Genomic DNA, 10732 nt, shown 5'->3' on the forward strand with positions numbered 1-10732 from the left:
CACGGCGACCACGGTCGACCTGACGCTGACGCGCAACGACGTCATCATGTCCGACGTTGCAAGGACCCCGAACCAGAAGGCGGTCGCGATCTCGCTTGAAAGCACGCCGAACACCAATCCGCTGGTCCAGCAGATCATGGGCCTGTCGGACGACGGCGCACGCAACGCGTTCGACCAGCTTTCGGGTGAGGCGATTGCCTCCATGCAGGGCGGCTTGACGCAGAACGCCAACATTGTCGGCACCACCGTGTTCTCCCGCATCAATCAGGCGTTCGAGGAGAGCGGCGCACCGATGCCGGGCATCCAGATCGCCACCCATGGCGCACCCGACGGGCTCGGCGGCGAGGCCTACGCGCTCTGGATGCGGGCCTATGGCTCGATCGGTTCCACCGACTCGACCGCGACCACTTTCGGGGTCGACCGCTCGGCCGCCGGCGCCATGTTCGGCGCCGATGCCCGGCTCGGCATGGCCCGTGTCGGCGCCTTCATCGGCTACCAGTCGTCCGACTATGACGTCGACGCGTTGGGGTCCTCCAGCCAGGCGGACAGCTACCAGATCGGCGTTTACGCCGGCACGCAGCTTGACGGTTTCCGCCTGTCGGGCGGTGCTGCCTACACCTGGAACGACATCGGCACCACCCGGAACGTCGTGGTTGGCGGGATCAGCGAGCGGCTCAAGGGCTCGACCAACGCCGGCACCGCGCAGGCCTTCGGCGAGATCGGCTATGCGTTCCGCCTGGAGGGGCAGGACAAGTGGCTGCAGCTTGAACCCTTTGCTGGTCTGAACTTCGTCTCCACGGACATGGAGGGCTATTCGGAAAGCGGCGGCGCCTCTGCGCTGACGGTGAACGGCTCGACCACCGACGTGACCTTCACGACGCTGGGTGTCCGGACGTCTTCGGAAATCGCGTTGTTCGGCGAGGGCCGCATGGCCCGGGTCTCCGCCATGGCCGGCTGGCGCCACGGCTTCGGCGATCTGACGCCGACCTCGACCAACCGGCTTGCCGGGGGCGCGGCCTTCACCGTCGAAGGGGCGCCGATCGCCGAGGACGTCGCGGTGCTCGGCGCCGGGCTTTCGGTGGACGTCAGCGACAACGCCACATTCGGCTTCGACTATGCCGGCCAGTTGGGTGACAGGGCGGCTGAACATTCCGGCTCCGCGCGTTTCAGCTTCCGGTTCTGAGGACACGGACAGTCCTGCAAGCCTCCGCGCCGTCCCGGCCAGCCGGGAGGCGGCGCTCCGAAAACGAAGCCCCCGGCGCCACGGCGCCGGGGGCTTCTTGTCAGATGGTCATGGAACGGATCAGCGGCCCTTGAGAGAGAGCAAGACGGCTTCGCCTGACATTGCCCGGCTGAATTGATCCAGTTTGAAGCAGGCTCCGGCGCCGTGAGAACGCCCAGAGAGATCCTTGTCGTCAGGGTGGCCTGCCGCGAGAACCACCCGAGCGCACAGAGCCGTGGAAGGAGTGGAACAAAACACGATTTCTCCGGCCCGGCTTCCGGGACTATTCCGGGGCTCCTTTGCTCCGGCATGCCGAGTTGCCCCCCAAATTCCTGGCTCATTCCCGCTTGACTGACGGGGCCAATGCCGGATAGACCGCAGAAATCCAGTTGTCGGGGTATAGCGCAGCCTGGTAGCGCATCTGCTTTGGGAGCAGAGGGTCGCAAGTTCGAATCTTGCTGCCCCGACCATTTCCTTCCAGTCTTCCGGTTTCCTTGCGATAGGCGCAGACGGCGATGTCGCGGCATTCTGGCGCGCGCAGCGAAGCTTTGCGCGATTGCCGGGCATGCGGGCGATTGGCGAGTTGACTTCACCGCCAATTCCAAGGAATAAACCGGTATCTGCCGCCCGCGAGCGGCCGCACGGCGTGTGTGTCACTTCGTGCGTGGTCTGAGCCAAGGAGAGCCGCAGTCATGGTCGCACGCATCTATTCCCCGGCGAAGACGGCGACGCAGTCGGGGCGCGGCAAGACCCACAACTGGGTGCTGGAATACGCTCCGGAGAAGCCGCGCTCGATCGAGCCGCTGATGGGCTACACCTCCTCAAGCGACATGAAGCAGCAGATTCGCCTGCGTTTCGCCACCCGCGAGGAGGCCGTTGCCTATGCCGAGCGCAACGGCATTGCCTACCGGGTGGAGGCGGCCAACGAGCGTCGCGTGCCGAAGATCGCCTACTCGGACAATTTCCGCTACGACCGCTTCATGCCCTGGACGCACTGAAGCGCATTTCCGGGACGACGGGACGCCCGGCGGGGTGCCGCGAAATCTCGTCCCGCGTACGGCCCCGTAGCTCAGCCGGATAGAGCACCGGCCTTCTAAGCCGATGGTCGCAGGTTCGAGTCCTGCCGGGGTCGCCAAACTTTTCAAGGGGTTATACGGTTTCGTGCTCTTTGGTCGGAGGGCATTTTACAGCGCGTTTTACACTTTCGTTCTCTTGTTGTGCTCATTTAGCCCGACAACGGCGTCGCCCAGGGACTGGCTGTTGGCGAGGTAGTGGCGATCGAGCATTGCCTCGACATCCTGAGGCGAATAGCCAAACCTGCTGGCGATCTGCAGCACCGATGCGCCCGCCACGGCCGCTTGCGTAATGGCCGTGCCTCGCAGGTCGTGGAACGTGAGGCCCTTCACTCCCGCGCGCGCTGTCGCCCGCCCCCATGACGTCTTGAACCCGTCTGAGGTCCACGCCTTTCCCCTACTGTTCGTGAGAACCGTCACCGATGGTTGCTCGCGCTCGTCGTTCGCGGCCTTGCGCTCGTCGAGCAAACGCCTGGTGGCATCATCGAGCAGTATCGAAACGCGGCGCTTTGTCTTCGATTGCCGCAGGTTCAGGCGCTCACCGTCGTAGGCGGACCATGTCAACCGGAGGAGGTCGCCCTGACGCTGTCCGGTCGCGATGGCGAGTTCCATTGCGTCAACAAGCGGCCGCGCCGCGACGCTGCGAAACGCGAGGAGGGACTGAGGTGTCCAGATCGATTCCTTGCGCGATCCGCTCCACAGGCGGCCACCACCGGCGCACGGATTGAGCGGAATTTCGCCGTTGTCGACCGCGTAGGAGAACACCCGCTTGAGCACACTCCAGTAGCGGTCTGCCTTTCGGGGCGTCGCGGAGTATCGGTTTCTCCACGCCTTGAACAGACGGCGTGCACGTGGATCCGTCGCAGCCTTGATCGGCATCGTGCCGAACTCCTGTCGGATCTTATCGAAGACAGCGCGATAATCGCGTTTGGTGATCTCGGCCAGGCCGGTGAACTCCGGGCTGCTGCGATACATGCGAACCAGCGCGCTGATGGTGCCGGTGTCAGTCTCTTTCCTGGCCTCGATGGCAGCATTGTAGGACCTTAGAAAGGCCTCCGATCCTGGTGCGCCGTCGAGCTTCGGCCCGCCCCGCCACGCGTAGTAGTATTCCCGAACCTCACCAGAGGCCAGTTTCGCGCGAACGCGGTGAATACCCCTAAGACGCACTCGCATTCCGCTCCCTCAGCCACTCGTCGAACGGATCGTCCGATGCACCTTGCACCGAAACCGGGGAGCATGGGAGTAGCGTGATTGCGCCGTCGGGTTCGATCCGCACCGCGAATGAGACGCCCGCGGACTCGATCACGTCCAACGCGCGCCGGAGTTCCACCTTGGTAAAACGTGCAGCACTCATCCTGTCGCCTCCACGTATCCGAGAATATCCAGCCCGGCGAGCATGTCGTCCGGGACTGTGAAGAAGCCGAGCGTGCCGGCACACGCGACAGGCTTCATCGCCCTGGCAGGGCGCTCGAGGACGAACCCATGCGGCCCGTGGAACCACGGACTCGGGTGGTCGGTGACGCAATCGGTGATCGTCACCGCGCCGATGATCGCGCCCATCGCGGCCTGCTGGTCGTAGGCGTTGCGCAGCAGCGCGACCGACGTGCCGGTGTGGTGGGAGCACTCCCTCAGCACGTAATCGATGTTTGAGCGCTCCTCGCGCTTGCCAGCGTGGATCAGCACGGGACCGCGAAAGCTTGTGGGCCATGTGCAGTTCTCGATCGGCTTGATGCCGGCGAGAATCGCCCATGCCCATGGCTGTCTGATGCTGAGGGCTTTCATGCTCGACTTCCTGCGGTTGAGGGGCACCACCGGCGGGCGGGGAGGAGCGCGCCGCCGGTGGCGTTCTCGCGCGGGGAGGGGAAGGTCCCGCGCGGGACAGGGTTAGGCCGTGCCGGCCATCCCTAGCGCCTGCATGTAGAGGTCGAGGATCGCCTCTTCCTCCTCGCGCTCGTGCGGCTGCTTCTTGCGCAGGGAGATGACCTTGCGCAGGATCTTCGCGTCGAAGCCGGTGCCCTTGGCCTCGGCGTAGATCTCCTTGATGTCGTCGCCGAGGACCTTCTTCTCCTCCTCGAGCCGCTCGATGCGCTCGATGAAGGCGCGGAGCTGGTCGGCTGCAATTCCGCCTGCATCACTCATGTGTCGGTTTCCTTCTGGTCGGGCAGGGGGCGCCCCTGCCAGGGCGTGAGGTCGGTTTCATCGGCGTGCTGCCAGCGCAGGCCCATGGCGAGCGCGGCCGCGCCGGCAAGCGCGATGGCGACAAGCGCCAGCGCAGCCGCGCACAGCAGGGTGCCGAGAAGAACGAGGGCGACGGCCGCGGTCATGCCCGGCTCGTGCTAAAGCTGAACGTGTGGGAGGTCAGCCGCGGTAAATGCCGATCGGCGATCGTATGAAAGATTGTTTCTGTATTTAATGTTCTTGTTAGGGTTGAATTGGCGCGTGTTGAGAACAGGGGCTTCTGCTGACTGAGATTGAGCCTGGGCAGGCGCTTTGGATCTGGTGCTCTTTGGCAGTCGCCGTTGGTCCGATGCTGGTCCTGGTGTTTCGCTCGTCTAGATGGAGAAAATTGATGTCCGCCAACGATGAATCGTTTTCGTACAAGCTGACACCGGCCAAACTCGATGATGCTGAGGGGGCGGAGATCCTCGCTGCTCTTGGCCGGGCCACACACAGCTTCTCGCAAAGCGAGACCTGGCTTCTTTTTCTTGCCGGCGCTTTGATGGTGACTCATTTGGCGCCAAACGAAGATGGCACCGCGTCGTCTATAAGCGATCTCGAAGCTGCCGTTGCGCTCATGGCTGCGCTGGACAGCAATCGTGCCAAACGTGACGTTCTCAAGAGCCTCGTCTGCGCCCGGATCGATCCTGAGAGCGACATCTGCAAGCGCGTGGTCGATCATCTCGACAAGTTGCGTCGGCTCACAAACCGCCGAAACGATATGACGCATCAAGCCATTTTCGAGATCCAGGCGCCCGGATTGAAACCCGCCAAAGTGTGGGGCAAGCCGGAACTTCTCGACCGGTCTCTGATGAAGGGTGACGATGAGAGTGTGCGAAAGGCGGTGAGGGCCTTCATCAATAACAACAAGCCGCGTCCCAAGCAGATCCTTGAACATGCGGACCATCTCGACCAGTGGGGCGAGGCCTCGAGGCTTCTGGCAAAGGAAGTCAATGTTGCCCTTGCGACCAAGGCCCTTAGGGATAGAGAGAAGCAAGCCTAGGCTCATTCCTCGGCCTCCTTGTCGCGCTCTGGTGCTTCACCCGTCTCCGCACGGGCTCTTGCGACAATTGCAGCGAGAGGGCCGGCTTCTTCGGTCAGATTGCGGGCGAGAATGGTGAGCGTCTGGTCGCGCAGGATCTCAAGCAACGCCTCGGCAAGAGGGCCGGCGCTTTCCCAGCCGTCGAAACAGTCCGGATCCCAGCGGTAGAAGGTGAAGGCCTCGCGCCGGCCGTCATGCCTGTAGCTGCAATCGCTGGAGATCCGGTCAAAGTTGTCGACCGTGACCGCGCGTGAAATCGTCTCGGCGGCATCCGCCGCGATCAAGGCGAGCCGGGCGACCTCCCGAAAGTCACTGGCCTGCTGTGCAAGGTCCGAGCGGCGGTACTCTGCATTCTTCGCGCGGATCCGTGCGTCATGAGCGCGCTCGGCTTCACACATGGGCTCGCATGGAAAGATCCGCTCGCCCGAGGAGAGGTCGTGGATCATCAGGGTGCGGCCGAACGCATTGCGGCTGATGAGCCTGCTGCCGTCGATCTTGGCGGGTGTGTTGGGTGGTGATGGCATGGTGTCCCCCATCGGGTGGCGATGAGAGTCCATGTTTCCAAAATAGAAACGTCGATATCAATCGTAAAGTTTCCAAAAAAGAAACAATTGATTGCGTAGCGTCAATTCTGGGCGGGAGCTAGTGCTTTATCCCTGACTGGGTTCGGCTATGGAAATGTAGCTGCCGCCGTGAGCTTGCAATGTTGGCGCTCGATGGCGCGGGCGTGAAACACTGTGGCTTGGTAGGTGGAGCGCATCTGCGGTTCTTTTGGTGTGGATGCTCTAACATCCTTGTCCGGCAGGGCAGGGGGCGTAGTTGGGGGGGGGAGTGAAAGACGTGACCGGTACGGAGAGAGAAAACTAGGCGATGCTCGACCTTCCGCGTGAAGCGGCTATTGCAGGGATGGTGAGCGAGAAAAGGAATTTTGAAAATATAAGTCATTGAAATGTATAAAAATTATCTATTTTCGGTTCCTGTCTTGTTGATTAGATATTCGGCGAAATCGATGATCTGTTTCATCTGCTCTGGCGTCGCCCGGCTCAGCAGATCGTCATGCGTTGGGGTCGTCGGGTCGCGATATAAGTCCGGCACCTCACAGTTAAGTGCATAGGCAAAACGCTCGAGCCAATCCTGATTGTACCGCTGCTTTCCATTCAAAAGCTTCGATACAACGCTCTTGCTGGTCTCCAGCCGTCCCGCGAGCTGCTCTGCCGTCAAGGCGCGGTACTCCAGCCACTCACGCAGATACACGTGAGAGGGGCGTCTGTGGTTGGTATGGTGGATGCACGTGGGCATGAGCGAATTATCGCACCGCCGCAAAATCAAGGCGTTATCTGAAATAGAAACTACGGAGCGCTTTGTGCTTGACGAAAATGTTTCCATTATAGAAACTCAATTTCATGATGAAGCATCCCCTTACCCTTTATCGCGAACGACACGGTCTCACCCTTGAGGCTTTCGCCATGCGCGTTGGCGCGACTAAGGGAACGGTGTCGAAGTGGGAACGCCGCATTGCCGAGCCTCGACCGCGATATCGCGCGGCAATCATTGATGCGACGGCGGCAGAACTCACTCACGCTGACCTCCTGATTGCTGAGGGCGAGATTATCTCATGACCGTCTCAGGCCATGTCCATGCCGATGACGGCCTGAGAGATCTCGTTGATAAGCTTGATCTCTTCCGGGTCGCGCGTGCCGTCGACGTCGATCAGTTCCAGCCCCGACATGAGCAGGTCGGTGACGTGGTGCGGCGGCCAGTGGTTCTTCATCAGGTTCATGGTCTTCTTGAGGTAGCCGCGTGTGGGGTAGCGCCTTCGGATGGATTTCTCGATCCACTCCAGCGTCAGGTTGGAAACAGGGTATCCTTCTTCCGTCGCCAGGCGCGCGCAGTGATCGCGGGCGACGCGCACTTCCTTGTCGCGCATCTTGCCGTCGCTGCGCGACAGTGCCGCAAGCATCGAGAAGTGCGGAACGATCATGCGGTTGATCTGCGCCCAGTTCTCTGGAGGTTTTGGCGGCGTGTAGTCTCCATCGATCGCCACGTCGAAGTCCGGCGGTTCGATCGACGGGTCAAGCCGCGTGCCGAGTGCTGCATTGAGAAATGTGACGGGGTGATTGTGCACCTCGCCGTCAAGATCAATGCACGACACTATGCGGTCGACGCGAAACTTGCGCAGGGCATTGCGTTCGTGACAGCGCGCCTTCAGGGACGGTGCGCCCTTCTTGTCTGCGGTGATTTCCAGAACCGTGATGCGGCGCGTGGTCAGGACGTTCTTGCTGTCGAGATACTCGATCATGAAGGTCTGGCCTTCCGCTATACCATCCGGATCGGCGATGGCTTGCGCGTCGTCGAGCGTCAGGCTTTCGCCGTCATCCTCGTCCGACAGGCGAGCCGGTCTCGCTCCTTCCGGGATCTCGCGGCTTTCCGCACGCGCTCCAAGTTTCTCTGCGACTTCCTCGAGCCCGCTGGTCATCAACATTTCCTCCTCGCCCTGAATTGCAAGGGTGATTTCAGCACAACCGCGCGACCTGCGTCCATCTTCCTCATTGGCTTCCCAGACGGCCGCCTTCCCGGCCTCACCTGCCTGCCCGCACGCTTTGACCTCTCGCGTGCGGGCCGGCTCTTTTGGCGGTGTGTGGCCGGCGCCCCGCGAGGCGGTGCGGGGTACCTTCTCCGGCTGGCGGGCCGGCGAGATCACAGTCTCACGCCCGGTGCCATTTCTCATTTCCAAGGTCTCAGCCTGTTTGGAGGACTGCATGACGCTGCTTAAGAGGCGGGCGTTTGGCTCCGTGCATGACGCCATCGACCGCGCGCTGGAGGAAATCCAGCAGGTCTCCGGCGAAAAGGGGATCGCGGCGGCGGCCGCGACACTCGGCTGCTCCCAATCGCTGCTCTACAAGGCCAGCGATCCGGACATGGAGGGTGTCGAGCTGTCGCTTTTGCGCGCCGGCATGCTGACGGAGGTCTATGGCATCCGCGCGTTGGCCGAATGGCTGGCGGATAAGGCCGGCTGCGATCTCGCGCCGCGTGAACCGGCCGCATCGCCGGGGTTCACGCGTCTTCTCTCGGCGCTTGGCCGGACGGTGCAGGACCTTGCGGACCAGCACATGTCGGAAGAGGATATCCGGCACGCCCAAGAGCTGATCCGCCTGCTTCAGGCGCAAATCTCGACCCATGACGGTGCACGTGCGCGTCAGGGCCTGCGGGAGGTGCGGTCATGAGCGCGCGCGGCGATTTTGATCCGCTGGCCGGGTGGCTTTCCGATCAGACGCAAAGGCTTGATGCCTCTGCGCGGCGGGCGCGGCTGGCCGGGCTGATCATGGCGGTTCTGGCGCTCGCGATCCTCGCGGCCGTGCTGGCGGGGTGCCGGGCATGAGCGCGGATCGGTTCACGCCTCAGGCGCGCAAGCATGTCCGGCTGGTTCTCGGCCTGTTCGTACAGGCTGCCGACCATGCCGGGCGGGACATGACCGATGCGCCGGGCGTGCTGGAGGATTTTCGCGCGGGGCGGTTCATCTGCGACGCGGCGCTGCTGGAGATCGCCGGCTGGCTGGAGCTCACGCGGGAGGACCTGACCCGCGCGGCGGCGGTGGCGGCGGCGCGGGACGGGCGGCTGTTCGCCCGTGCGCGGAGCAGTGGGAGGGCTGCGGCATGAACCGCGACTACGCCCATGTTCTGGTGCGCCCGCAGGCAATCGACTGGCTGAGCTTTGGCCGTGCCCTGCAGGTGGAAATCCGCCGGCGGGGACTGACGCTCGACCAGATCGCCGGCGAGGTGCGCCTGAGCCGCGCCACGATCAGCCGTGCCTCGACCGGACATGAGATCGGTCCCGTGGCTCTGTTGAAGCTTTGCGTGTGGTGCGATCTCAACCCGTTCGAGCTGCTGCGGCCTGACGACCGGTCGCCGGCTGAGTATGCGCGCGCTGCTGTCGAGAGGAGGTGTTTCACGTGATCACCCCTCTGAAACTATCTGAAAACATTGAGGTCATGCGTGTGCAACTGGATGCGGCGGCGCGGGATCTCGACCGGCGCCGGGCGCAGCATGAGCACCGACCCGACGATCAGGGCGCCTATGTGCGCTTCCTGGAGGCGGCGCTTGCGTTCGAGAAACTGAGGGCACGGCTCGAGGCGCTGCAGCTGACGGGCCGGAACGCGCGGCTGCAGCGGACCCTTGCATTGGCCAAGTCGGAGTTGGCGCGGCGTGTTGCCCAGGTGGAGGCGTTCGGGCGGTTGAGCTCGATCGCGCCGCGTCCGCGTGTGCGGCGTGATGGCGGGCCATGCGTGCGCGACCTGTTCGCCAGCGAGGGGAGGGCGTGATGGGCAAGTGCAGCAGATGCGCAATAGTGAGTACGGATGCGCTATTTCCAACTCGCTATGCGATTTTCCACCGACTCGACCATGTGCTTCCAAAGCGGGTCGTGATTGACAGGATATTTTTGGCGCTCTGCGAAAATGGACGCCAGTTTCCTGTCGTATTTCTCAACGTTCTTTACGAGGTGGGAGAGGTATATGCCGAGCGTAACGCCTCGATCTTCGCTCGAGAGACCGTCGTCGTCAGTCGGGAAAGCCCACTCCTTGGCGTCCTTCGGATCGCTGCTGGTGTAGACGCGCAACTGCCTGAGCGTTTGCAAGATGCTCCGCAGGTGTTCTCTATCTATGGGCAGCAGTTGGGGCAGTGCCTCCTCGAGGTCGTGCACGTCCCTATCGTGAATCGAGTGCGCAACGTAATGCCGGGCGGTGCGGCGTGCCTTTTCCTGATTTTCAGGAATGATGTCCGGATCATATCCACATTCCAAGAGCTTCCAACCAAGATTGAGAGTTTCGAGGATGCTGTTCAACTTCTCATCCACGATTTCTCTTGTCTGATCGGCAATGCGAAAATTGTCTTCCCGCGCGGCTTGGACCTGGCCACGTATGGCACGGACAGTTGCGATGGCTGCAAATACAGCGGCGATCCCGACCGAACCTGCGAACCATCCACTCAGAGCTCCAAGCCACTCTCTCACGCATTGAGCGCAAGTTTCCCCTTCTGGAAGGGCGACTGTCCCATTGCACAGAACGACAATGGCGGTGACGGCAAAGGCTATAACAAGAGCGGCGCTGGCCTGCCCCTATCGGGTGGTCCGGTTTCAGTCTTAGTGCATGATGGGTCTCGGCGCCAAGGTAGATGCCTGGGG

The 10732-nt window shown here is 62.4% G+C and carries 17 protein-coding genes and 2 tRNA genes; 12 read left to right on the forward strand and 7 right to left on the reverse strand.

Going from position 1 to position 10732, the window contains the following annotated elements:
- The 4 genes from ACN0WF_RS19805 to ACN0WF_RS19820 all read left to right on the forward strand — a co-directional run.
- On the forward strand, window positions 1-1183 hold a 1183-nt coding region (locus ACN0WF_RS19805), incomplete at its 5' end, for an autotransporter outer membrane beta-barrel domain-containing protein (RefSeq protein ID WP_417774501.1).
- A 432-nt stretch (window positions 1184-1615) separates the two neighbouring features.
- A tRNA-Pro gene (locus tag ACN0WF_RS19810) sits at window positions 1616-1692 on the forward strand.
- 222 nt (window positions 1693-1914) lie between these two features.
- Window positions 1915-2220: an ETC complex I subunit gene (locus ACN0WF_RS19815; RefSeq protein WP_417281068.1), complete on the forward strand. Its 306-nt coding sequence runs from the start codon at window positions 1915-1917 to the stop codon at window positions 2218-2220.
- Window positions 2221-2280: 60 nt separating this feature from the next.
- A tRNA-Arg gene (locus tag ACN0WF_RS19820) sits at window positions 2281-2357 on the forward strand.
- A gap of 61 nt (window positions 2358-2418) precedes the next feature.
- On the opposite strand, the gene ACN0WF_RS19825 is transcribed toward ACN0WF_RS19820, so the two are convergent.
- The 4 genes from ACN0WF_RS19825 to ACN0WF_RS19840 all read right to left on the reverse strand — a co-directional run bounded on the left by ACN0WF_RS19825 (window position 2419) and on the right by ACN0WF_RS19840 (window position 4619).
- The gene (locus tag ACN0WF_RS19825) at window positions 2419-3468 is read right to left on the reverse strand and encodes a site-specific integrase (protein ID WP_417281067.1); all 1050 of its coding nucleotides are present in this window, start codon (window positions 3466-3468) and stop codon (window positions 2419-2421) included.
- Between the two features lie 177 nt (window positions 3469-3645).
- A complete protein-coding gene (locus ACN0WF_RS19830) occupies window positions 3646-4077 on the reverse strand; it encodes an ASCH domain-containing protein (protein WP_417281066.1) in 432 nt (143 codons plus the stop codon).
- 102 nt (window positions 4078-4179) lie between these two features.
- Window positions 4180-4434 (reverse strand): DUF2312 domain-containing protein, encoded by a 255-nt coding sequence (locus tag ACN0WF_RS19835; protein ID WP_417281065.1) that lies wholly within the window; start codon window positions 4432-4434, stop codon window positions 4180-4182.
- A complete protein-coding gene (locus ACN0WF_RS19840; RefSeq protein WP_417281064.1) occupies window positions 4431-4619 on the reverse strand; it encodes a hypothetical protein in 189 nt (62 codons plus the stop codon). The genes ACN0WF_RS19835 and ACN0WF_RS19840 overlap by 4 nt, the downstream gene beginning before the upstream one ends.
- Window positions 4620-4864: 245 nt before the next feature.
- Between ACN0WF_RS19840 and ACN0WF_RS19845 the strand changes: the two genes are divergently transcribed.
- Window positions 4865-5515 carry a hypothetical protein gene (locus ACN0WF_RS19845; protein ID WP_417281063.1) on the forward strand — a complete coding sequence of 217 codons (651 nt, stop codon included), beginning with the start codon at window positions 4865-4867 and terminating at the stop codon, window positions 5513-5515.
- A 2-nt stretch (window positions 5516-5517) separates the two neighbouring features.
- Here ACN0WF_RS19845 and ACN0WF_RS19850 read toward each other — a convergent pair whose 3' ends face one another.
- Both ACN0WF_RS19850 and ACN0WF_RS19855 read right to left on the reverse strand, forming a co-directional pair.
- Complete coding sequence (locus ACN0WF_RS19850) at window positions 5518-6090, reverse strand: hypothetical protein (RefSeq protein ID WP_417774502.1); 573 nt, start codon at window positions 6088-6090, stop codon at window positions 5518-5520.
- Window positions 6091-6514: 424 nt separating this feature from the next.
- Window positions 6515-6808 (reverse strand): helix-turn-helix domain-containing protein, encoded by a 294-nt coding sequence (locus ACN0WF_RS19855; protein ID WP_417281061.1) that lies wholly within the window; start codon window positions 6806-6808, stop codon window positions 6515-6517.
- 149 nt (window positions 6809-6957) lie between these two features.
- On the opposite strand from ACN0WF_RS19855, the gene ACN0WF_RS19860 reads away from it, so the two are divergent.
- Window positions 6958-7173: a helix-turn-helix domain-containing protein gene (locus ACN0WF_RS19860; RefSeq protein ID WP_417281060.1), complete on the forward strand. Its 216-nt coding sequence runs from the start codon at window positions 6958-6960 to the stop codon at window positions 7171-7173.
- Window positions 7174-7178: 5 nt separating this feature from the next.
- On the opposite strand, the gene ACN0WF_RS19865 is transcribed toward ACN0WF_RS19860, so the two are convergent.
- Window positions 7179-8030 (reverse strand): WYL domain-containing protein, encoded by an 852-nt coding sequence (locus ACN0WF_RS19865; protein ID WP_417774503.1) that lies wholly within the window; start codon window positions 8028-8030, stop codon window positions 7179-7181.
- Window positions 8031-8313: 283 nt separating this feature from the next.
- On the opposite strand from ACN0WF_RS19865, the gene ACN0WF_RS19870 reads away from it, so the two are divergent.
- The 6 genes from ACN0WF_RS19870 to ACN0WF_RS19895 all read left to right on the forward strand — a co-directional run.
- On the forward strand, window positions 8314-8778 hold the full coding sequence (locus ACN0WF_RS19870) for a hypothetical protein (RefSeq protein ID WP_417281058.1): 465 nt from the start codon (window positions 8314-8316) through the stop codon (window positions 8776-8778).
- Window positions 8775-8933 carry a hypothetical protein gene (locus ACN0WF_RS19875; RefSeq protein ID WP_417281057.1) on the forward strand — a complete coding sequence of 53 codons (159 nt, stop codon included), beginning with the start codon at window positions 8775-8777 and terminating at the stop codon, window positions 8931-8933. Before ACN0WF_RS19870 ends, ACN0WF_RS19875 begins: the two co-directional genes overlap by 4 nt.
- Entirely contained in the window at window positions 8930-9211 is a 282-nt protein-coding gene (locus ACN0WF_RS19880) for a hypothetical protein (RefSeq protein ID WP_417281056.1), read from the forward strand. Before ACN0WF_RS19875 ends, ACN0WF_RS19880 begins: the two co-directional genes overlap by 4 nt.
- Window positions 9208-9507 (forward strand): hypothetical protein, encoded by a 300-nt coding sequence (locus ACN0WF_RS19885; protein ID WP_417480732.1) that lies wholly within the window; start codon window positions 9208-9210, stop codon window positions 9505-9507. Before ACN0WF_RS19880 ends, ACN0WF_RS19885 begins: the two co-directional genes overlap by 4 nt.
- Entirely contained in the window at window positions 9504-9872 is a 369-nt protein-coding gene (locus tag ACN0WF_RS19890; RefSeq protein ID WP_417480731.1) for a hypothetical protein, read from the forward strand. The genes ACN0WF_RS19885 and ACN0WF_RS19890 overlap by 4 nt, the downstream gene beginning before the upstream one ends.
- Window positions 9872-10732, forward strand: an 861-nt coding sequence (locus ACN0WF_RS19895; protein ID WP_417774504.1) for a hypothetical protein, incomplete at its 3' end; no start/stop codon positions are given. The genes ACN0WF_RS19890 and ACN0WF_RS19895, both read left to right, overlap by 1 nt.

This window comes from Stappia sp. (genome assembly GCF_048268045.1).
Classification (GTDB): domain Bacteria; phylum Pseudomonadota; class Alphaproteobacteria; order Rhizobiales; family Stappiaceae; genus Stappia.

Bases quoted from the DNA above. Each gene is read 5' to 3' on its own strand.
- ACN0WF_RS19835 (WP_417281065.1), bottom strand. From the start codon at position 4,434: ATGAGTGATGCAGGCGGAATTGCAGCCGACCAGCTCCGCGCCTTCATC.
- ACN0WF_RS19875 (WP_417281057.1), top strand. From the start codon at position 8,775: ATGAGCGCGCGCGGCGATTTTGATCCGCTGGCCGGGTGGCTTTCCGAT.
- ACN0WF_RS19825 (WP_417281067.1), bottom strand. From the start codon at position 3,468: ATGCGAGTGCGTCTTAGGGGTATTCACCGCGTTCGCGCGAAACTGGCC.
- ACN0WF_RS19845 (WP_417281063.1), top strand. From the start codon at position 4,865: ATGTCCGCCAACGATGAATCGTTTTCGTACAAGCTGACACCGGCCAAA.
- ACN0WF_RS19865 (WP_417774503.1), bottom strand. From the start codon at position 8,030: ATGACCAGCGGGCTCGAGGAAGTCGCAGAGAAACTTGGAGCGCGTGCG.
- ACN0WF_RS19885 (WP_417480732.1), top strand. From the start codon at position 9,208: ATGAACCGCGACTACGCCCATGTTCTGGTGCGCCCGCAGGCAATCGAC.
- ACN0WF_RS19815 (WP_417281068.1), top strand. From the start codon at position 1,915: ATGGTCGCACGCATCTATTCCCCGGCGAAGACGGCGACGCAGTCGGGG.
- ACN0WF_RS19870 (WP_417281058.1), top strand. From the start codon at position 8,314: ATGACGCTGCTTAAGAGGCGGGCGTTTGGCTCCGTGCATGACGCCATC.
- ACN0WF_RS19880 (WP_417281056.1), top strand. From the start codon at position 8,930: ATGAGCGCGGATCGGTTCACGCCTCAGGCGCGCAAGCATGTCCGGCTG.
- ACN0WF_RS19830 (WP_417281066.1), bottom strand. From the start codon at position 4,077: ATGAAAGCCCTCAGCATCAGACAGCCATGGGCATGGGCGATTCTCGCC.
- ACN0WF_RS19860 (WP_417281060.1), top strand. From the start codon at position 6,958: ATGATGAAGCATCCCCTTACCCTTTATCGCGAACGACACGGTCTCACC.
- ACN0WF_RS19840 (WP_417281064.1), bottom strand. From the start codon at position 4,619: ATGACCGCGGCCGTCGCCCTCGTTCTTCTCGGCACCCTGCTGTGCGCG.
- ACN0WF_RS19850 (WP_417774502.1), bottom strand. From the start codon at position 6,090: ATGGGGGACACCATGCCATCACCACCCAACACACCCGCCAAGATCGAC.